Origin of the sequence: Streptomyces sp. SID14515, from assembly GCF_010548505.1 — a bacterium.
In the GTDB taxonomy this organism is placed as follows: Bacteria; Actinomycetota; Actinomycetes; order Streptomycetales; family Streptomycetaceae; genus Streptomyces; species Streptomyces caviscabies.
On the sequence record NZ_JAAGMH010000065.1, the window covers coordinates 1 to 18,746 of the forward strand.

The 18,746-nt window shown below is 72.4% G+C and carries 22 protein-coding genes and 1 pseudogene; 20 read left to right on the forward strand and 3 right to left on the reverse strand.

Annotated features, from left to right (window positions below; all coding sequences use genetic code 11):
* Positions 1 to 287 (reverse strand): annotated as a pseudogene (locus G3I54_RS11500) (hypothetical protein); the annotation flags it as partial.
* A gap of 118 nt (positions 288 to 405) precedes the next feature.
* Here G3I54_RS11500 and G3I54_RS11505 point away from each other — a divergent pair.
* From G3I54_RS11505 to G3I54_RS11555, 11 genes are all read left to right on the forward strand, one after another.
* On the forward strand, positions 406 to 1,458 hold the full coding sequence (locus G3I54_RS11505) for a 3-oxoacyl-[acyl-carrier-protein] synthase III C-terminal domain-containing protein (protein ID WP_164613716.1): 1,053 nt from the start codon (positions 406 to 408) through the stop codon (positions 1,456 to 1,458).
* 69 nt (positions 1,459 to 1,527) lie between these two features.
* A complete protein-coding gene (locus G3I54_RS11510; protein WP_164613718.1) occupies positions 1,528 to 2,055 on the forward strand; it encodes an isoprenylcysteine carboxyl methyltransferase family protein in 528 nt (175 codons plus the stop codon).
* Positions 2,052 to 3,068, forward strand: coding sequence for an FAD-dependent monooxygenase (locus G3I54_RS11515; protein ID WP_164613720.1), 1,017 nt, complete (start codon positions 2,052 to 2,054; stop codon positions 3,066 to 3,068). Before G3I54_RS11510 ends, G3I54_RS11515 begins: the two co-directional genes overlap by 4 nt.
* 158 nt (positions 3,069 to 3,226) lie before the next feature.
* The gene (locus G3I54_RS11520) at positions 3,227 to 4,912 is read left to right on the forward strand and encodes an MFS transporter (protein WP_164613722.1); all 1,686 of its coding nucleotides are present in this window, start codon (positions 3,227 to 3,229) and stop codon (positions 4,910 to 4,912) included.
* A 3-nt stretch (positions 4,913 to 4,915) separates the two neighbouring features.
* The gene (locus G3I54_RS11525; protein WP_164613724.1) at positions 4,916 to 5,371 is read left to right on the forward strand and encodes a VOC family protein; all 456 of its coding nucleotides are present in this window, start codon (positions 4,916 to 4,918) and stop codon (positions 5,369 to 5,371) included.
* Between the two features lie 94 nt (positions 5,372 to 5,465).
* On the forward strand, positions 5,466 to 5,864 hold the full coding sequence (locus tag G3I54_RS11530) for a DUF6221 family protein (protein ID WP_164613725.1): 399 nt from the start codon (positions 5,466 to 5,468) through the stop codon (positions 5,862 to 5,864).
* Positions 5,865 to 5,941: 77 nt separating this feature from the next.
* Positions 5,942 to 6,808, forward strand: coding sequence for a hypothetical protein (locus tag G3I54_RS11535; RefSeq protein ID WP_164613727.1), 867 nt, complete (start codon positions 5,942 to 5,944; stop codon positions 6,806 to 6,808).
* 1 nt (position 6,809) lies between these two features.
* Positions 6,810 to 7,250, forward strand: coding sequence for a hypothetical protein (locus G3I54_RS11540; protein ID WP_164613729.1), 441 nt, complete (start codon positions 6,810 to 6,812; stop codon positions 7,248 to 7,250).
* Positions 7,247 to 7,564, forward strand: a complete 318-nt coding sequence (locus tag G3I54_RS11545) for a hypothetical protein (RefSeq protein ID WP_164613731.1) — start codon at positions 7,247 to 7,249, stop codon at positions 7,562 to 7,564. Before G3I54_RS11540 ends, G3I54_RS11545 begins: the two co-directional genes overlap by 4 nt.
* 66 nt (positions 7,565 to 7,630) lie before the next feature.
* The gene (locus G3I54_RS11550) at positions 7,631 to 8,008 is read left to right on the forward strand and encodes a hypothetical protein (protein ID WP_164613734.1); all 378 of its coding nucleotides are present in this window, start codon (positions 7,631 to 7,633) and stop codon (positions 8,006 to 8,008) included.
* A 233-nt stretch (positions 8,009 to 8,241) separates the two neighbouring features.
* On the forward strand, positions 8,242 to 8,445 hold the full coding sequence (locus G3I54_RS11555; RefSeq protein WP_003964323.1) for a cold-shock protein: 204 nt from the start codon (positions 8,242 to 8,244) through the stop codon (positions 8,443 to 8,445).
* A 78-nt stretch (positions 8,446 to 8,523) separates the two neighbouring features.
* Here the strand turns inward: G3I54_RS11555 and G3I54_RS11560 are convergent, their stop codons facing one another.
* Positions 8,524 to 8,772 carry a hypothetical protein gene (locus tag G3I54_RS11560; RefSeq protein ID WP_164613736.1) on the reverse strand — a complete coding sequence of 83 codons (249 nt, stop codon included), beginning with the start codon at positions 8,770 to 8,772 and terminating at the stop codon, positions 8,524 to 8,526.
* Positions 8,773 to 9,074: 302 nt separating this feature from the next.
* Between G3I54_RS11560 and G3I54_RS11565 the strand changes: the two genes are divergently transcribed.
* The 9 genes from G3I54_RS11565 to G3I54_RS11605 all read left to right on the forward strand — a co-directional run bounded on the left by G3I54_RS11565 (position 9,075) and on the right by G3I54_RS11605 (position 18,214).
* Positions 9,075 to 10,166, forward strand: coding sequence for a glutamate--cysteine ligase (locus tag G3I54_RS11565; protein ID WP_164613738.1), 1,092 nt, complete (start codon positions 9,075 to 9,077; stop codon positions 10,164 to 10,166).
* A 90-nt stretch (positions 10,167 to 10,256) separates the two neighbouring features.
* Positions 10,257 to 10,820, forward strand: a complete 564-nt coding sequence (locus G3I54_RS11570; RefSeq protein WP_164613740.1) for a DJ-1/PfpI/YhbO family deglycase/protease — start codon at positions 10,257 to 10,259, stop codon at positions 10,818 to 10,820.
* Positions 10,821 to 10,993: 173 nt separating this feature from the next.
* Positions 10,994 to 12,076, forward strand: coding sequence for a hydrogenase expression protein HypE (locus tag G3I54_RS11575; RefSeq protein ID WP_164613742.1), 1,083 nt, complete (start codon positions 10,994 to 10,996; stop codon positions 12,074 to 12,076).
* 77 nt (positions 12,077 to 12,153) lie between these two features.
* On the forward strand, positions 12,154 to 13,944 hold the full coding sequence (locus G3I54_RS11580) for a nickel-dependent hydrogenase large subunit (RefSeq protein ID WP_164613744.1): 1,791 nt from the start codon (positions 12,154 to 12,156) through the stop codon (positions 13,942 to 13,944).
* Positions 13,945 to 13,959: 15 nt separating this feature from the next.
* The gene (locus tag G3I54_RS11585) at positions 13,960 to 14,880 is read left to right on the forward strand and encodes a NifU family protein (protein ID WP_164613746.1); all 921 of its coding nucleotides are present in this window, start codon (positions 13,960 to 13,962) and stop codon (positions 14,878 to 14,880) included.
* Positions 14,877 to 15,533, forward strand: a complete 657-nt coding sequence (locus G3I54_RS11590; protein ID WP_343240312.1) for a DUF5947 family protein — start codon at positions 14,877 to 14,879, stop codon at positions 15,531 to 15,533. Before G3I54_RS11585 ends, G3I54_RS11590 begins: the two co-directional genes overlap by 4 nt.
* Positions 15,530 to 16,198 carry a DUF6084 family protein gene (locus tag G3I54_RS11595; RefSeq protein WP_164613748.1) on the forward strand — a complete coding sequence of 223 codons (669 nt, stop codon included), beginning with the start codon at positions 15,530 to 15,532 and terminating at the stop codon, positions 16,196 to 16,198. Before G3I54_RS11590 ends, G3I54_RS11595 begins: the two co-directional genes overlap by 4 nt.
* Position 16,199: 1 nt before the next feature.
* The gene (locus G3I54_RS11600) at positions 16,200 to 17,651 is read left to right on the forward strand and encodes a hypothetical protein (protein WP_164613750.1); all 1,452 of its coding nucleotides are present in this window, start codon (positions 16,200 to 16,202) and stop codon (positions 17,649 to 17,651) included.
* Positions 17,648 to 18,214, forward strand: a complete 567-nt coding sequence (locus tag G3I54_RS11605) for a hydrogenase maturation protease (protein WP_164613752.1) — start codon at positions 17,648 to 17,650, stop codon at positions 18,212 to 18,214. Before G3I54_RS11600 ends, G3I54_RS11605 begins: the two co-directional genes overlap by 4 nt.
* A gap of 103 nt (positions 18,215 to 18,317) precedes the next feature.
* Here G3I54_RS11605 and G3I54_RS11610 read toward each other — a convergent pair whose 3' ends face one another.
* Positions 18,318 to 18,734 (reverse strand): helix-turn-helix transcriptional regulator, encoded by a 417-nt coding sequence (locus G3I54_RS11610; protein ID WP_164613754.1) that lies wholly within the window; start codon positions 18,732 to 18,734, stop codon positions 18,318 to 18,320.
* Between the last annotated feature and the right edge of the window lie 12 nt (positions 18,735 to 18,746).

Consider the following 18,746-nt stretch of genomic DNA (forward strand, 5'->3'; position numbering starts at 1 on the left):
CGCCGGGCGTCGTACGCGTCGTTGCACCAGCCCACCGAGAGCTGACCGGTCAGCACCGCCGCCGTGACCAGTGCGGAGCGTGGCCCGCCGAGACCGGAGCCGAGGGCGAGGGCGCAGGCGAGCGCGGTCACCGCGAGCGCCGGCCCCGGGTGGCACGCGAGCGCGAGCCCCACGACCCGGCCCCGCCGCACCGAGCCCACCGGAACCGCGTCGGCCGGGGTGGTGCCGGCCGGAACCGCTCCGGCCGGCACCGCGTCCGCCGGGCTCACCCTGTCCGTGGCGTCCATCGGGCGATCGTAGGGGCCTGTCACCCCGTCAATGCGACGACCGGGCGGGTCCTTTGCCACGATTCATCACGTTCTGTGGGCAGGATGGGGTCATGACGCCACCGACGCAGGAGGCAGGATGACCCGCATCGCCGCGGTGCACGGGGCCCTGCCGCCCCACCGCCACACCCAGCGCGAGGTCACCGACATGGTGGCCCGAACCTGCCTGCCGCCCGGCGCCGACCGCCGGGTCCTGGACCGGCTCCACGAGAACGCCCGGGTCCGCACCCGGCACACCGTGCTGCCGCTGGACGCCTACCGCGGCCTCGACGGATTCGGCGCCTCCAACGACGTGTTCATCCGGTCCGCCGTCGACCTCGGCGCCCAGGCCGTACGCGGTGCGCTGCGGGCGGCGGGGCTGCGGCCCACCGATGTGGACCTGCTGATGTTCACCTCCGTCACCGGCATCGCCGCCCCCTCCGTCGACGCCCGGCTGGTGACCCGCCTCGGGATGCGGTCGGACGTCAAACGGCTGCCCGTCTTCGGCCTCGGCTGCGTCGCCGGAGCCGCCGGGACGGCCCGGCTGCACGACTACCTCCTCGGCCACCCCGACGACGTGGCCGTGCTCCTGTCGGTCGAGCTCTGCTCCCTCACCTTCCAGCGCCAGGACGCCTCGCCCGCCAACCTGGTGGCGACCGCGCTGTTCGGCGACGGAGCCGCCGCCGTGGTCGCGCTCGGCGGCCGCCGTGCCGTCGCCGGACCCGAGATCGTGGCCACCCGCAGCCGGATGTACCCGGACACCGAGCACGTCATGGGCTGGGACATCGGCTCCACCGGCTTCACCGTGGTCCTCGACCCGGCGGTGCCCGATGTCGTCCGCCGCTATCTCGCCGACGACGTATGGGAGTTCCTCGACGAGCACGGCCTCAAACCGAAGGACGTCGCCCACTGGGTGTGCCACCCGGGCGGCCCCAAGGTGCTGGAGACCGTCACCGAGGTCCTCGATCTGCCCGACGGCGCGCTCGACGTCACCTGGCGCTCGCTGGCCGACGTCGGCAACCTGTCCTCGTCCTCGGTCCTGCACGTCCTGCGGGACACCATCGAACAGCGCCGGCCGGAACCGGGCACGCCCGGGCTACTGCTGGCCATGGGCCCGGGGTTCTGCTGCGAACTGGTGCTCCTGCGCTGGTAGGACGGAGAGACCCGACGGCCCGCCACTCGTGCTCGTCCGCCCGCCCGCCCGTGAACCGGAGCCCGCCCCATGACCTGGTACACCCTCCTCGTGCTGGCCGTCGCCGCCGAGCGCCTCGCCGAACTCGTCGTGGCCCGCCGCAACACCCGCTGGAGCCTCGCCCGCGGCGGTGTCGAATCGGGCCGCGGACACTATCCGGCCATGGTCGCGCTGCACACCGCCCTGCTGGTCGGCTGTCTGGCGGAGGTCCGGCTCGCCGAGCGTCCCTTCCTGCCCGTCCTCGGCTGGACGATGGTCGCCGTCGTCGTGGCCGCGCAGGCGCTGCGCTGGTGGTGCATCCGCGCACTCGGACCCCGCTGGAACACCCGCGTCATCGTCGTCCCCGGACTGCCCCGCGTCACCGGCGGCCCCTACCGGTGGCTGAGTCACCCCAACTACGTCGCCGTCGCCGCCGAAGGCCTCGCACTGCCCCTGGTCCACGGGGCGTGGGCGACCGCCCTGGTGTTCACCGCCCTCAACGCCGCGCTCATGGCCGTACGGATCCGGTGCGAGGACCGGGCGCTGGACCGCCTCCCGGCCGTGGACGCGCCGGCGTGATCGACGTCCTGGTCGCCGGCGGCGGACCGGCCGGACTGGCCGCCGCGATCCGGGCCGCGCAGGAGGGCCTGGAAGCGGTGGTCGTCGAACCGCGCACCGCCCCCGTCGACAAGGCGTGCGGCGAGGGCATCATGCCCGGCGGCGTCGCGGCCCTGCGTGACCTCGGCGTACGGGTGAGGGGCCACGAGCTGCGCGGCATCCGCTACACCGACGGCCTGCGCAGCGCGGAGGCGGCCTTCCGGGGCGGCCCCGGCGCGGGTGTCCGCCGCACCGACCTGCACACCGCCCTGCACGAGCGGGCCGCCGCCCTCGGCGTACGCGTCGTCGCCGCGAAGGTGGGGGAGATCCGCCAGGACGAGCGCAGCGTCACCGCCGCCGGGCTCACCGCGCGCTGGCTCATCGCCGCCGACGGCCTCCACTCGCCGCTGCGCCGCACCCTGGGCCTCGACCGGCCCGTGCCCGGGCCCGGACGCTACGGTCTGCGCCGCCACTACCCGCTCGCCCCGTGGACCGACCACGTCGAGGTGCACTGGTCCCGGCACGGCGAGGCGTACGTGACCCCGGTCGGCGAACGCCTGGTGGGGGTGGCCGTCCTGAGCCGCGACCGCCGCCCCTACGACCAGCACCTGGCCGCCTTCCCCGCCCTCGCGGCCCGGCTCGCGGACGGACCCGGGGCCACCCCCGTACGCGGGGCCGGTCCGCTGCGGCAGCGGGCGCTGGGCCCGCGGGCCGGGCGCGTCCTGCTGGTCGGCGACGCGGCGGGCTATGTGGACGCCCTGACCGGGGAGGGCATCGCCCTCGCGGTGGCCACCGCCACGGCCGCGGTCGACTGTCTGACCGCCGGGCGGCCCGAGGACTACCCCCGCCGGTGGGCCAGGGCCACCCGGCGCTACCGCCTCCTCACGGCGGCCCTGCTGGGCGCCGCCGGGCACCCGTCCTCGGGGCGGCTGATCGTCGCCGCGGCCCACCGGGCGCCCGCCGTCTTCCGCGCCGCGGTCCACGCGCTCCAGTGAGCCGGGAGGCCCGCGCGGACCTGTCGACGGCTCGATTGGCGAGGCCCCGGGTTCCGTCATAACGTCGGTCGGGTGAACGCCCGCGCTCACCCGACCGACGCGGAGACCGGCAGCTCCCACGGGGCGCACTGCCCTCGGCACGAGAGACGAACCGCACTATGACGGGCTCCCACGCGACCCCCGCAGACACGGCAAAGACCTCTGACCGACACCGGGGCGGACTGGCGCTGCTGGTCATCGCCTCGTGCCAGCTGATGGTGGTGCTCGACGTCACCATCGTCAACATCGCGCTGCCGCACATGCAGAAGGACCTGGGGTTCTCCACCGAGAACCTCTCCTGGGTGGTCAACGCCTACACCCTCACCTTCGGCGGACTGCTGCTGCTCGGCGGACGCCTCGGCGACATCCTCGGCCGCCGCCGGGTCTTCATCTTCGGCGTGCTCCTCTTCGTCTTCGCCTCGCTGCTCGGCGGACTGTCCCAGGAGGGCTGGCAGTTGCTGGCCGCCCGCTCCCTCCAGGGTGTCGGCGGCGCCATCGCCTCGCCCACCGCCCTGTCGCTGATCACCACCACCTTCCGCGAGGGCCCCGAACGCAACCGTGCGTTCGGGGTGTTCGCCGCCGTCTCGGCGGGCGGCAGCGCGATCGGACTGCTCGCCGGCGGGCTGCTGGTGGAGTGGCTCGACTGGCGCTGGGTGCTGTTCGTCAACGTCCCCATCGGCCTGCTGATCGCCTTCGCGACCCCGCGCTTCATCCCCGAGTCCGAACGCCGGCCGGGCCACTTCGACATCGCCGGCGCGCTCACGTCGACGGTCGGCATGGTGCTGCTCGTCTACGGTTTCATCCGCGCCTCCGAGGACGGCTGGACCGACCCGCTCACCCTCGGCTCGTTCGCGGCTGCCGTGGTGCTCCTAGCGGTGTTCATCATGGTCGAACGCGGCTCGAAACAGCCCATCACGCCGCTGTGGATGTTCCGTGACCGCAACCGCGCCGGGTCCTACGCGATGATGCTCAGCCTCGCCGCGGCGATGTTCGGGATGTTCTTCTTCCTCACCCTGTTCGTGCAGAACGTCCTCGACTTCAGCCCGCTGCGGGCCGGCCTCGCCTTCCTGCCGGTGAGCGCCGTCATCGCGGTCAGCGCCGGCCTGGCCTCGCAGCTGCTGCCCCGCTGGGGACCCAAACCCTTCATGGTGGTGGGCGCGCTCCTGGCCGCCGTCGGGCTCGGCTGGCTGACGCTGACCGACGTCCACAGCTCCTACCTCGGCTCGATCCTCGGCCCGATGCTGGTGTTCGGCTTCGGCATGGGCATGCAGTTCGTGTCGCTGACCCTGATGGCGGTCTCGGGCGTCGCGCCGAAGGAGGCGGGCGCCGCCTCCGGCATCCTCAACGCCACCCAGCAGGTCGGCGGCTCGCTGGGGCTGTCGATCCTGGTCACGACGTTCGGCACGGCCAGCCGCAACGAGGCGACCGACCAGGTGCCGAGATTTCTCCAGGAGGGCACCCCCGCCCAGCTCCTGGAGTTCCGCAGGACCGGCGAGCTGCCGCCGCCCTGGGGCGACGAGGTGCTCACCTCGGGCGTCTCCAGCGCCTTTATCGTCGCCGCGTGCTTCGCCGTGTTCGCCGCCCTGGTCGCCCTGTTCATCATCCAGGTCCGGCCCGCCGACCTGGCCCGCCTCCAGGGCAGCACGACGCCGCTCGCCGGAGAGGCGGATGCGGCCTCCGAGGATGGGGTCGGGGATGAAGACGCCGTGGCCGACACGCCGCGATCCGACCCGGACACACCACCCACCGCCCCGGACGAGCCAGGGGCCGACCCGGACACCGACCGACCCGCGAAAGGGCACTGACCCATGGACTGGACCCTCGAAGTGATCGTGCTGCCCGTGACCGACGTCGACCGGGCCCGGGACTTCTACCGGGACAAGCTCGGCTTCCACGTCGACATCGACGGCGAGGTGATGCCGGGCGCCCGCGTCGTCCAGCTCACGCCGCCCGGATCCGGCTGTTCGATCGCCCTCACCGAAGGGCTGCCCAACCCGACCGGCACTCCGCAGCCGGGCACGTACCACGGCCTCCAGCTCTGCGTCACCGACATCGAGGCCGCGCACGCCGAGCTCGTCGGCCGGGGCGTCGAGGTCTCCGAGCCGCAGCGGTACGCCCCCGACGACGGGGCGACCTTCATGTACTTCACCGACCCGGACGGCAACGGCTGGGCGGTGCAGGAGTACCGCCGCCGGAAGACCGAACCCCTGCACAAGGTCCTCGCCGACCTGGCCGCGAGCGGTGCGGGGGACACGGTGGGGTGAACCGGATGCGGAGGTGGATCGTGCCGCGTCCGGTCCACCAGAATGCTCCCCGTATCGAGTGCAGAGATCCATCAGCGCAAGGGAGCGGCATCCAATGGCCGGCAACGCAGACATGGTGGCCTTCGTCAAGGCACGGCTCGCCGACGAGGAACAGGTCGCCCTGGCCGCCGGCGGGGACCGATGGCGGTGCCCGGCCGACGTGCCGGGCGAGGTCCACGACCGCACCGGCGGCGTGGCGTTCACGGTGCGCGGCCGGGGCTTCGACCAGCACATCGCCCTCCAGAACCCCGCGCGGACCCTGGAGCGCATCGAGACGAACCGCGTGATGCTCGGCGAGTACGTCGAGGTGGCCGACCTGGACACCGACCGCCCGGCCGAGGACTTCCGCTCCGGCCGTGCGGTGGGCCTCGGCTTCGCCGTACGGCAGCTCGCCGCGGAGTACGCGGGCCACCCCGACTACCAGGCGCGCTGGCTGCCCCGGTTCATCCAGTGAATCCCGCAAGTGCCGGTGCACCGCGCCCTGTTGATCGATAGCATCTCCCCATCGGCCTACCCGGGGGAGCTGCGCGCGTGCCCGACGTCTGGGAGAACACCCGATCACGGTGGGAGAGCGTCCGGCACGCGGTGGACGGCGGCGGCCCGGCGCCCGGGCCGGGCGTGGCCACCCTGAACGGACGGCTCGGCCTCTCGGTCAACCCCGTCGCCGTCACCGGCGAGGCGGGCGCGGGCAAGACCGTGCTGTACGACGCGCTGGCACAGTCGATCCGCACGGGCGACAGCGACAGCTCCCGCAGCCCCGACATCGAGAAGCACGCCGCGGTCCTGCGCTCCGGCAACCGCCGCACCCGGGCCGCCATCACCGTCATCCCGGGGCAGCTGTCCACCGAGCGGCAACGGGCCCTGCACGACACCATGGGCGGCGAGGCCTCCCCGCACGGCATCGTCCACGTCGTCTGCTGGGGCCACAACAGGATCTGGCAGCGCGCCTCCCAGCGCGACGTCCACGAGGCGCTCGCCGCCGACGGCGTCGTCGACCGGGAAGCCGTACGGAACTGGCACCGCCGCAAGGAGGCGGCCGACTTCCGGCTGCTGGTCGACGCGATCATCGACGGACAGCTGGCCAAGCGGCTGCGTTGGCTGATCGTGGCGGTGTCCAAGACCGATCTGTACTGGGACCGGCTGGATGAGGCGCGCGACCACTACATCCCCGGGCGGTCCCGCCGCGAGTCCCCGTTCGCCGCGCTCATGCGGGACCTGGAGAACGAGACGTCGCTGCGGCTGTCCGTCCTGCCGATGGCCTCCCGGCTGATCCGCCACCAGTACCTTCCGGGGCTGCCCGTGGAGACGTCCCAGCTCGACGACGCGCAGATCGGCGCGTTGCGCACCCATTTCGGCCAGGAACTCCAGTCGTTCATCACCCAGCGGAACGGGGGCTGACATGGCCGCGATCGACGGCGGAGCGGCGTTCCTTAGGACCCTGACGGCCGCGGAACGGCGACTGGCCGGCGTCCAGGCCCTGAGCGCGCGGCGGCGACGGGTCCGCCGGCCCCGGATCGCCTCGGCCTCCCTCGCGGTGCTGATCCCGGTGGTGCTGGCGCTCGCCGCCGCCACGGGCGACGGCCCCGGGGGCGTGCTCGTCGTGGCCGGCCTGGCCGTGGCGGCGCTCTCGCTCGCGGCCTGCGTGGCCCTTCTGCTGAGGATCGAACGGCCGCTGAACCGGCGGTTCGCGGAGGAGGAACGCGCCATGATCGAGGAGGTGAACCGGATGCGGGAGCTGTTCACCCATGTCGCCGAGCGCGACCGGTGGGAGGAACGGCTGAAGCAGTCGGTCCGTGAACGCCTCTCCCGCTTCCCGGTGGAAAGAGGGGCGTTCCGGTGATCCGACGCCTGACCGTCTTCTTCGGCCTGGTGGCCTTCCCCGCCGCTCTGCTCACCTCGGCCGGATATGTACTGGCCACCCGGGAGCCGGGGCCGTACCAAAGGGCGTTCGAGGACCAGTGGGACGCCATCGCGGCCGGGTTCGCCGTCACCGCGTGCGGGCTGCTGGCCGTGGCCCACGGGGTCCGGCTGTGCTTCAGCGTGCTCGGCGGCTTCCAGCCCGACAACGTACGCCGGGGAACGCTGGCCCTGGTCGCCGGGCTGCTCGTCTGCGGTGTGGGGTTGCTGCTGCTCTGGCGGCTGCTGGCGCCCTGAGGGGTGCGGGTCGCGCCGGGAACCCGTAACTTACTCCCAAGTAAGCCCCGTCGACGAAGGAGAAGCATGTCCCGCCAGTCGCGTTCCGCCGTCCTGCTCGCCGGGCTCATGGGCGGAGCGGCGGTGCTCCACTTCGCCGTCCCGAAGGCCTTCGACTCCACCGTGCCCCGGATCCTGCCCGGAAAGCCCCGCACCTGGACGTATGCCAGCGGAGTGGTCGAACTCGCCCTGGCCGCGGGCCTCGCCCACCCCCGGACCCGCGCGTCCGCCGCCCGGGTGACCGCCGGTTTCCTCGTCGGGGTGTTTCCGGCCAATGTGCAGATGGCGGTCGACTGGCGTCACCGGCCCCGGCCGCAGCGGGTCGCGGCCTATGCGCGGCTGCCGCTCCAGGTGCCGCTGGTCCTGTGGGCGCGCGGGGTCGCCCGGGGCGCCGACAGGCCCTGAACGGACCGTAGTCGGTGTGGTACGAGCCGGTGACCGTGAAGGTGATCCACAGCAAAATGGCGTTGCTCTCTGGTGAGGAGTGATCCCGCCGTGTAGCGTCGCCGGAAGATGTCGTGGTTCGCAGTACCTGCCCGCGCCTGGCGCGGGCGTTTTGCTGTGCAGTGCCTGAGAACCAGGGCGATCACCTCCGGGTCCGCGCGGTGCGGATCCGTTTACTGCTGAGAGGTACGGGCATGGCCAGCGGAACCGTCAAGTGGTTCAACTCGGAAAAGGGCTTCGGCTTCATCGCGCAGGACGGCGGCGGTCCCGACGTCTTCGCGCACTACTCCAACATCAACTCCACCGGCTTCCGTGAGCTCCAGGAAGGCCAGGCGGTGACCTTCGACATCACCCAGGGCCAGAAGGGCCCGCAGGCGGAGAACATCACCACCGCCTGATCCGGGTTGACCGACCCCGGAGCCCCGGAACGCACCGCGTTCCGGGGCTCCGGGGCGTTCCGGGCCGCCGCCGGCCGGCTAGCCCGTCGACTCCTCCGGGGTCGGGTGCTCGTCGGGGTGCGCACCCGCGTTGCGCGGCGTGTCCCGGCCGGCCCCGGCCTCGTCCGGGTCGGGGTGACCGCTCGCACGGGCCACCCGGTCCGGTATCGGTATGTCGAGAGCGTCCTCGCCCTCCTGGTTCTGCTGGTCGGGCATGTCCGCCGGTACGGGGGGCGGGCTGCCGGAAGCCCCGGTGTAGGCGGTGCCTTCCGGCCTGCGGTCGGTCATGAGAGCTTCCTTTCGTACGGCCCCGGTGCGACCGGGGGCTGGTGACGCGCTCTGCTGGGTACCCGCTGCCCGGCGAAGCAGTCTCCCGGCGCGGTGAGGCCCCGGACACGTGTCGCGGCCTCCCGCACCACGCTACGGAAGAAGAAGATGCGGGGCTCGCGGTGCCCGGCCATATTGGGAGCTCCGGGCCGCCGGCCGGAGTGCGCCGCGCGGCGCGGAGCCGCGGACGCGCCGCCCGTGGTGTGTGGCCCGCCCGGGTGCGGGTACCCGCCTGATCGCCGCCGATCGAAGGGGATGGCGCTGTGGCCCGTACGGTGGGTGTAGAGGAAGAACTGCTGCTGGTCGACGCGGCGAGCGGAGAGGCCCGGGCCCTGTCCTCCGCGGTGCTGGCGCTCGCCGAGAAGGACGCGGTCGGCGAGTCCGCCTTCGAGTCGGAACTCCACCGCCAGCAGTTGGAATTCGCCACGCATCCGTGCGCGGACATGGGCGAACTCGCCGACGCGGTCCACCGGTGGCGGGCCGAGGCCGTACGGCACGCCGCCGACGCCGGAACGTCGGTCGTGGCCATGGCGACCTCGCCGCTGCCGGTCAGCCCGACCATCGGCACGGGCGAGCGGTACCGGTGGATGGCGGAGCACTACGGACTGACCGCACAGGAACAGCTGACCTGCGGCTGCCACGTCCATGTCTCGGTGGCCTCGGACGAGGAGGGCGTCGCCGTGCTCGACCGGATGCGCTGCTGGCTTCCCGCCCTGCTCGCCCTGAGCGCCAATTCCCCGTTCTGGCAGGGCCAGGACAGCCGGTACAGCAGCTACCGCAGCCAGGTGTGGGGGCGGTGGCCGTCGGCCGGTCCGGTGGACGTCCACGGCTCGGCCGAGGCGTACCACGACCGGGTGCGGTCCCTGGTGGGCACCGGAGCGCTCCGGGACGAGGGGATGGTCTACTTCGACGCGCGCCTCTCGCACCGCTACCCCACCGTGGAGGTGAGGATCGCGGACGTCTGTCTGGACCCGGCCGACACCGTGCTGCTGGCCACCCTGGTGCGAGGTCTGGTGGACACGGCCGCCCGGCAGTGGCGCGCCGGAGAGCCGCCGCCGGACGTCGACACGTCGGTCCTGCGTGTGGCCACCTGGCGGGCGGGCCGCTCGGGGCTGGAGGACCGGCTCGTGCATCCCCGCACCCTGCGGCCGGAGCCCGCCCCCGACGTCCTGCGGGCCCTGCTGGACCACGTGCGGGACGCCCTGGAGGACAACGGCGACCGGGAATCCGCGGAGAGGGCCGTGGCCGCGGTGCACCGGCGCGGGAACGGGGCACGGGTGCAGCGCGACATCCTGGCCCGGACCGGGAGCCTGCGCGACACCGTCGCCGAATGCGTCCGCGTCACGGCCGGGTGAGCGGCGCCGGACGAACGACATCAGAAGAGCACAAGACCAGAGCACCCGAGGAAGCAGAAGAACCAGAGCACCCGAGGAACGGAGCAGTCCATGTCCACCACCGCTCTCGACGACCGCCGGATTCTGGCCATCGTCACCAACTACGGCGTCGAACAGGACGAACTCGTCGTCCCCGTGGAGCATCTGCGCGGACACGGGGCGCAGGTCAGCGTGGCGGCGGTCGCCACCGACGAGATCCGCACGCTCGTCGGCGACCGTGACCCCGGCAGGACCGTGCGGCCCGACCTCACGCTGGAGGACGTCGACCCCGCCGCGTACGACCTTCTGCTGGTCCCGGGCGGCACGCTGAACGCCGACTCGCTGCGCCTGGAGGAGGCCACCACCCGGATCGTCAGCTCGTTCGCGGCGTCCGGCCGGCCGGTGGCCGCCATCTGCCACGGGCCGTGGGCGCTGATCGAGGGCGGCTACGTCCGGGGCAAGACGCTGACCTCGTACGCCTCGCTGCGGACCGACATCACCAACGCGGGCGGCACCTGGGTCGACAAGCCGGTGGTCCGCGACGACGCCGAGGGCTGGTCGCTGATCACCTCACGCGACCCCGGCGACCTGGACGACTTCCTCGGCGAGATCGACGCCGTGCTCGCGGAGGCCTGAGCAGCCCGCGACGGACCAGCCCCAGGGGGTGTCCTGCCCGGTCGGCGCGCCGACCGGGCAGGTGCACACGGGCAATAGGGCCACGCCGCACTTACCTGCCGGGGCGTCCTCGGGGTACCCAGGAGACAGGCTGCTGGCCAGAGATCCTGAAGCGGGCCGACCGAGGAGGGCTCATGGACGCCCCGACCGCCACTACGGCCGACACGGACGTACTGGACACACCTCAGGAAGACCCGACCGTTCACATTCTGTGGATCAACGCGGGGCTGAGCTGCGACGGGGACTCCGTCTCGCTCACCGCCGCCACCCAGCCGAGCATCGAGGAGCTCGCCCTCGGCGCCCTCCCCGGCCTGCCCAAGGTCGCCGTCCACTGGCCGCTGATCGACTACGAGTGCGGGCCCGTCCAGGGCGCCGACAACTTCGTCGAGTGGTTCTTCAAGGCCGACCGGGGCGAGCTGGAACCCTTCGTCCTGGTGGTCGAGGGCTCCATCCCGAACGAGCGCATCAAGCCCGAGGGCTACTGGTGCGGCTTCGGCGACGACCCCGAGACCGGCCAGCCGATCACCACCAGCGAATGGCTCGACCGCCTCACCCCCAAGGCCCTCGCCGTCGTCGCCATCGGCACCTGCGCCACCTACGGCGGCATCCACGCCATGGCGGGCAACCCCACCGGAGCCATGGGCGTACCGGACTATCTGGGCTGGGAGTGGAAGTCCAAGGCGGGCATCCCGATCGTCTGCATCCCCGGCTGCCCCGTCCATCCCGACAACGCCTCCGAGACCCTGCTGTACCTGCTCTACCAGGCCGCCGGCGCCGCGCCCATGATTCCGCTGGACGAGGAGCTGCGGCCCACCTGGCTGTTCGGCGCCACCGTCCACGAGGGCTGCGACCGGGCCGGCTACTACGAGCAGGGCCAGTTCGCCGAGGAGTACGGCTCCCCGCAGTGCCTGGTGAAACTCGGCTGCTGGGGCCCGGTCGTCAAGTGCAACGTGCCCAAGCGCGGCTGGATCAACGGGGTCGGCGGCTGCCCGAACGTCGGCGGCATCTGCATCGGCTGCACCATGCCGGGCTTCCCGGACAAGTTCATGCCGTTCATGGACGAGCCGCCGGGCGGTCATGTCTCGGCCGCGGCGAGCGGTGTGTACGGCTCCGTCATCCGGCGGCTGCGCCACTTCACCGCGAAGACGGTCGACAAGGAACCGAAGTGGCGGTCGAAGACCGAGACGATCAAGACCGGCTACCGGCCGCCCTGGTGACCCGGGCCTCCGGCACCCCCCGAAGGCCGTAGGGCCAGGGCGAGCAGCACGACCTACCAGGAAGGCGGCGCGGGACCATGGCGACTGCGACCGGCAAACCCGTCGTCGACGCTGACGGCCTCATGGAGATGTCGTGGGACCCGATCACGCGCATCGTCGGCAGCCTCGGCATCCACACCAAGATCGACTTCGCCGCGAAGCGGGTCGCGGAGTGCTACAGCACCTCGTCGATCTTCCGCGGCTACAGCGTCTTCATGAAGGGCAAGGACCCGCGCGACGCCCACTTCATCACCAGCCGTATCTGCGGCATCTGCGGCGACAACCACGCCACCTGTTCCGTCTACGCGCAGAACATGGCGTACGGGGTCGCGCCCCCGCATCTCGGCGAGTGGATCATCAACCTCGGTGAGGCCGCCGAGTACATGTTCGACCACAACATCTTCCAGGAGAACCTGGTCGGCGTGGACTACTGCGAGCGGATGGTCCGCGAGACCAACCCCGGAGTCCTCGAACTCGCGACACGCACCGAGGCCCCGCACGCCGCCGACCACGGCTACCGCACCATCGCCGACATCATGCGCTCGCTGAACCCGCTGGAGGGCGAGTTCTACCGCGAGGCGCTCCAGGTCAGCCGCTACACCCGGGAGATGTTCTGCCTGATGGAGGGCCGCCATGTGCACCCCTCCACGCTCTACCCGGGCGGCGTCGGCACGGTGGCGACGATCCAGCTCTTCACCGACTACCTCACCCGCCTCACCCGCTACGTGGAGTTCATGAAGCGGGTCGTCCCGCTCCACGACGACCTCTTCGACTTCTTCTACGAGGCGCTGCCCGGGTACGAGGAGGTCGGCCGCCGGCGCATCCTGCTCGGCTGCTGGGGCGCCCTCAACGACCCGGAGTTCTGCGACTTCAAGTACGCCACGATGGAGGACTGGGGCCGCAAGATGTTCGTCACCCCGGGCGTCGTCGTGGACGGCAAACTCGTCACCAACAGCCTCGTCGACATCAACCTCGGCATCCGCATCCTCCTCGGCTCCTCGTACTACGAGGACTGGGCGGGCATGGGCAAGTTCGTCGAACGCGACCCGCTCGGCAACGAGCTGGACGAACGCCACCCCTGGAACCAGCACACCATCCCGGCCCCGCAGAAGCGCGACTTCGACGACAAGTACAGCTGGGTGATGTCGCCGCGCTGGTTCGACGGCACCGACCACCTCGCCCTGGACACCGGCGGCGGCCCCATCGCCCGCCTCTGGTCCACGGCCCTGTCCGGACTCGTCGACATCGGCTACATCAAGGCCACCGGCCACAGCGTCCAGATCAACCTCCCGCGCACCATGACCAAGCCGGAAATGGCGCTGGAGTGGAAGATCCCGCAGTGGTCCAACGCCATCGAACGCAACCGGGCCCGCACCTACTTCCAGGCGTACGCGGCCGCCGCCGCCCTCCACTTCGCCGAACAGGCGATGGAGGAGGTCCGCGCCGGACGCACCCAGACCTGGGAGCAGTTCGACGTCCCCGACGAGTCGATCGGCGTCGGATTCACCGAGGCGGTACGCGGCGTCCTCTCCCACCACATGGTCATCCGGGACGGGAAGATCGCCAACTACCACCCGTACCCGCCGACCCCGTGGAACGGCAGCGTCCGCGACAGCTACGGCACCCCCGGACCGTACGAGGACGCCGTCCAGAACACGCCGATCTTCGAGGAGAACCCGCCCGAGAACTTCAAGGGCATCGACATCATGCGGGCCGTCCGCAGCTTCGACCCGTGCCTGCCGTGCGGTGTGCACATGTACGTCGGCGGCGGCCGCACCGTCGAGCAGACCCATATGCCGACCGGCCTGAGCGGACTGGCGGGCGGCTGACGAGAGGGGCCCACGATGGCGGGAGCCGACCCCGGTGCACGCATCGGCGAACTGCTGGACCGACTGGGACGCGAGGCCGGACCCGGAGCCCGCGAGACCGCCGACGAACTGGTGCGGAGCGTCGTGGAGTTCTACGGCGAGGGCCTCGCCCGCACCGTACGGCTGCTGCGCTCGGCACCGGCCGGGGCCGACCCGCTGTCCGTGCTCACCGCGGACGAACTCGTCGGCGACCTGCTCATCCTGCACGACCTGCACCCCGAGGACACGATGACCCGGGTCGGCCGCGCCCTCGACAAGGTCCGCCCCTACCTCGGCTCCCACTCCGGCGACGTGGACATCGCCGGCCTCGACACCGAAACCCCCGAAGGACCCACACTCCGACTGCGGCTGCGCGGCAGCTGCGACGGCTGCCCGTCCTCCACCCAGACCGTGCGCTGGACCATCGAGGAAGCCGTCGCCCGCCTCGCCCCCGAGATCGCGCACATCGAGGTCGAAGGCGTCGCCGAGGCCACCCCCGCCGAACCGCCGCTGCTCCAGATCCAGCCCCGCCCGCCCGACGACGCCCCGGGCGCGGCACCCGAGCCCGTGCGGAGCGACGCACCCGCCGAACCGCCGCGCTGGCACACCCTGTCCGGACCGGTGCTGCCCGCGCACGACCGCACCACCCGCGTCGCCGACATCGAGGGCAACGAACTCCTGCTCGTCCGGCTCCCCGGCAACCTCTACGCCTACCGCGACCGCTGCCCCGGCTGCGGGGCCGACCTGCGCACCGCCCCGCTCGACGGGGAGTTCCTCAGCTGCGCCGCGTGCGCCGCCCGGTTCGACGTACGGCACGCGGGGCGCGGCGAGCGCACCCACCTGGAACCGCTGCCGCTCCTGGAGGAGGACGGGGCCGTCCGGGTCGCGCTGCCCGAACTGCTGGGGGCCGGATCGTGAGCGCCAACGTGCTGGCCCAGTTCACCCGCCGGCCCCCGCCGCCGGGGGAGCGGTGCGAACTGTGCGGGGAGCCGCTGCCCGAGGAACACCGGCACCTGGTCGACACCGCCCGACGCTCCCTCAAATGCTCCTGCCCGCCCTGCCATCTGCTCTTCACCCGGCCCGGCGCGGGGCAGGGCCGCTTCCGTGCCGTTCCCGACCGCTACCTCACCGACCCGGACTTCACACTCGACGGCGAGGGCTGGAACCGCCTCCAGATCCCCGTCGGGCTCGCCTTCTTCTTCCGCAATTCCGCCCTCGACCGGTTCGCCGCCTTCTACCCGAGCCCCGCCGGAGCGACCGAGAGCGAACTCGACCCCGCGACCTGGGACGCCGTCATCGGCTCCACCCGCCTGGCCGGGCTGCTGGAGGACGACGTCGAGGCCCTGCTGCTGCACGCCGAACGCGACCGGCCCGCCACCTGCACCCTCGTCCCCATCGACGTCTGTTACGAACTCGTCGGCCGGATGCGGCTCCACTGGAAGGGCTTCGACGGCGGATCCGAGGCCCGCGCCGCGCTCGCGGAGTTCTTCGACCGCGTCGCGTCCCGCGCCCGGCCGCTGCCCGCGGCGGCCGGGACCGAAAGCGCGAGGACTCCCGGGGGCGCCCCGTGACCGACCTCGACTTCCGCTGCACCGGCGTCCGGCCCGAGCCCTTCGGCGCGAGCCCCACGCTCCTGTTCGGCCTGCGCATCGAGGAACGCGACCATCTGCCCGTCCACGCCGTCGCCCTGCGCTGCCAGATCCGCATCGAGCCCGCCAAGCGCACCTACGACCCGGACGAGGTCGACATGCTGGGCGACCTGTTCGGCGAGCCAAGCCGCTGGAGCAGCACCCTCAAACCGCTCCAGTTCGCCCACGCCTCGCTCACCGTGCCCGCCTTCACCGGCACCACCCACATCGACCTCCCGGTGCCCTGCACCTACGACACCGAGGTCGCCTCCGCCTCCTACTTCCGGGCCCTCGCGCGCGGCGAGGTACCGCTGCTGATGCTCTTCTCCGGCACCGTCTTCACCGGCCGGAGCAGCTTCCGCGCCGAGCCGATCCCCTGGCACAAGGAAGCGTCCTGCCTGATGCCGGTGGCCGTGTGGCAGGAGCTGATCGAGGCCTACTTCCCCAACACGGGCTGGCTGCGCCTGCGCAAGGACTGCCTGGAGGACCTGCGCCGCTACCGGTCCGCGCGCGCCCTGCCCTCCTGGGAGCGCGTCTTCGAGGACCTCCTCGCCACCGCGCAAGCCGCAGCGGCGGCGGAAGCCGCACAGCCGAAAGGGGCCGAGTGAGATGACCGCTCCGCACCGCGCCCCGGACCTCGCGGCCACCCTCGACGAGGCGCTCGACCACGCCCGCACGGTCGCCGACGCCGTCCTCTTCGAGGGCTACGTCCTCTACCCCTACCGCGCCTCCTCCGCCAAGAACCGGATGCGCTGGCAGTTCGGCGTCCTGGTGCCGCCGGCCCGCACCGCCGACGGCGGCGAACACGCCGGGCAGCGCACCGACATCCTCCTGGAACCCCGCTCCGGCGACCGGCTCCACGCCGAACTGCGCTTCCTGCACGTGCGGCGGCGGACCGTCGAACGCCTCGAACCCGACGGCTCCTACACCGAGGTGCCCGCACTGGAGCTGCCCGACCGGGTCCTGGTCCCCTGGGACGAGGGCCACGAGGAACGCGTCCGGCTCCACGCGCCCCTCGCCGAACTCACGGGGGAGCAGGCCCACACCCGTACCGTCACCTTCGACCTGCCGCCCGGCACCGAACACGAACCGGTGCTCGACGCGGAGGGCCGCACCCTGGGCCGGCTGGTACGCCGACGCGGCCGGCTCTCCGGGGAGATCCGCCCGTACATCGAACAACTCCCCGGCCCCTACCGGCTCTCCCGCCTCACCGTCACTGTGGACAACACCGTCGACGCGCCCCCGTCCGGGCCCGGCGGCAGCCGCGACGACGTCCTCCCGCACAGCATGATCGGCGCGCATCTGCTCCTCGCGGTGGAGGGCGGCCGCTTCCTGTCGATGACCGACCCGCCCGAATGGGCCCGCCCCGCCGTCGCGGAACTGCGCAACGAGAACACCTGGCCCGTCCTCGCCGGACCGGCCGACCGGGAGGACGTCGTGCTCTCCTCGCCGATCATCCTGGAGGACCACCCCGCCCTCGCCGACGAGAGCCCCGGCCCCCTCTACGACGCCACCGAGATCGACGAGATCCTCTCGCTGCGCACCGCCGCCCTCACCGAGCACGAGAAGCGCGAGGCACGCGGCACCGACACCCGCGCCGCCGAGGTCATCGACCTGGTCGACACCATGCCCGAAGCGGTACGGGAACGGCTGCACGGGGCGATCCGGGGGCTGCGCGAGGTCACGGGGGAGGAGCCCACCGAGACCGCCGCGCCCACCGCCGGGCTCAGCCTCCCCGAAGGCGCGGGGCACCCCTGGTGGGACCCGCAGCAGGACCCCGAGGCGGCCGACGCCCCCGCCACCGTCTCCATCGACGGCGAGGCGGTCGGCGAGGGCAGCCGGGTGCTCCTCGCCCCGGGCGCCCGCCGCACGGACGCCCAGGACGCCTTCCTGCGGGGCTGCCCGGCCACCGTCGAAGCCGTGGTTGCGGACCTGGACGGGGAGGTGCACCTCGCGGTCGTCCTGGACGACGACCCGGGCAACGACATCCGCCGCCAACAGGGCCGCTTCCTCTACTTCAAGCCCGACGAGGTGTCCCCGCTGCGGGAGGAGGAGCCATGACCGCGACGCGGACGCCCGCGCGCACACTCGTCGCCGGGGTCGGCAACATCTTCCTCCAGGACGACGGCTTCGGCGTGGAGACGGTCCGGCGGCTCGGCCGCCTCGACCCGTCCCGCCTGCCGCCCGGCACCGAGCTGATGGACGCCGGAATCCGCGGGGTCCACCTCGCGTACAAGCTGCTGGAGGGCTACCGGACCCTCGTCCTCGTCGACATCGTCGGCCGGGAAGGCCCGCCCGGCACGCTCTACACCATCGACGTCGGGCCGCGGCCGCCGGACGCCCGCCCCGCACCCGGCCCGCTCGACATCCACGCCATGGACCCCGCCACCGTCCTCGGCCTGCTGCACGACCTGCACGCCGGCGCGGGCGGCACCCTTCCCGACGAGGTGTACGTCATCGGCTGCGAGCCCCTGGACACGGCGGAGGGCATGGGGCTCAGCGCGCCCGTCGAAGCGGCGGTGGAGCCGGCGGTGGACCGGGTGCTCGACCTGCTCGCGCGCCGTGCCACCCCCGTACCGCAGAACCCCGTGCCGCAGAAGAACCCCGTACCGCAGAAGAACTGAGCCCACGACGTTGGAGGCACAGGATGCACTGGATGTGGATCGGCGTCGCCGCGGGCCTCGCGGCCCTCTACGGAGTCGTCAGGAACCTGCCCGACGCCCGGCGCTACCTGCGCATGCGCCGGATGTAGTCCCCGTGATCGGAGTGATGACGGGAGCGGTCCGAAGGCTCGTCCCCGCCCCCGACATCCTCCAGTTGCACATAGCGCTCGAGGAAGAGATGGAGGGTGCTGTGCAGTTCTCCCAGCCGGACGAACCACAGGGCGAGATCCATGGCGCCCTGCGGAGTGATGGCGTACACCCGGCGCGCGGGGCCGGAGGCGGAAGCGCACCACCGCGAGGTGACCTCACCGCACTTCTCCATGCCCCGCAGCAGCCGGTACACATGCGCCGACTCGGCTTCCTCCCAGCCGAACGCGCCCAGCCGCTGCACCAGCTCGTAGCCATGACCCCGACGTTCGGCCAGGAGCAGAAGCAGGACCGGGGTGAGCAGCGCTCGCCGTTCGACCTCGTGACCAGCCATGGTCCTTTCAGG

Bases quoted from the DNA above. Each gene is read 5' to 3' on its own strand.
- G3I54_RS11505 (WP_164613716.1), top strand. From the start codon at position 406: ATGACCCGCATCGCCGCGGTGCACGGGGCCCTGCCGCCCCACCGCCAC.
- G3I54_RS11510 (WP_164613718.1), top strand. From the start codon at position 1,528: ATGACCTGGTACACCCTCCTCGTGCTGGCCGTCGCCGCCGAGCGCCTC.
- G3I54_RS11520 (WP_164613722.1), top strand. From the start codon at position 3,227: ATGACGGGCTCCCACGCGACCCCCGCAGACACGGCAAAGACCTCTGAC.
- G3I54_RS11525 (WP_164613724.1), top strand. From the start codon at position 4,916: ATGGACTGGACCCTCGAAGTGATCGTGCTGCCCGTGACCGACGTCGAC.
- G3I54_RS11530 (WP_164613725.1), top strand. From the start codon at position 5,466: ATGGCCGGCAACGCAGACATGGTGGCCTTCGTCAAGGCACGGCTCGCC.
- G3I54_RS11540 (WP_164613729.1), top strand. From the start codon at position 6,810: ATGGCCGCGATCGACGGCGGAGCGGCGTTCCTTAGGACCCTGACGGCC.
- G3I54_RS11550 (WP_164613734.1), top strand. From the start codon at position 7,631: ATGTCCCGCCAGTCGCGTTCCGCCGTCCTGCTCGCCGGGCTCATGGGC.
- G3I54_RS11555 (WP_003964323.1), top strand. From the start codon at position 8,242: ATGGCCAGCGGAACCGTCAAGTGGTTCAACTCGGAAAAGGGCTTCGGC.
- G3I54_RS11560 (WP_164613736.1), bottom strand. From the start codon at position 8,772: ATGACCGACCGCAGGCCGGAAGGCACCGCCTACACCGGGGCTTCCGGC.
- G3I54_RS11570 (WP_164613740.1), top strand. From the start codon at position 10,257: ATGTCCACCACCGCTCTCGACGACCGCCGGATTCTGGCCATCGTCACC.
- G3I54_RS11575 (WP_164613742.1), top strand. From the start codon at position 10,994: ATGGACGCCCCGACCGCCACTACGGCCGACACGGACGTACTGGACACA.
- G3I54_RS11580 (WP_164613744.1), top strand. From the start codon at position 12,154: ATGGCGACTGCGACCGGCAAACCCGTCGTCGACGCTGACGGCCTCATG.
- G3I54_RS11585 (WP_164613746.1), top strand. From the start codon at position 13,960: ATGGCGGGAGCCGACCCCGGTGCACGCATCGGCGAACTGCTGGACCGA.
- G3I54_RS11600 (WP_164613750.1), top strand. From the start codon at position 16,200: ATGACCGCTCCGCACCGCGCCCCGGACCTCGCGGCCACCCTCGACGAG.
- G3I54_RS11605 (WP_164613752.1), top strand. From the start codon at position 17,648: ATGACCGCGACGCGGACGCCCGCGCGCACACTCGTCGCCGGGGTCGGC.
- G3I54_RS11610 (WP_164613754.1), bottom strand. From the start codon at position 18,734: ATGGCTGGTCACGAGGTCGAACGGCGAGCGCTGCTCACCCCGGTCCTG.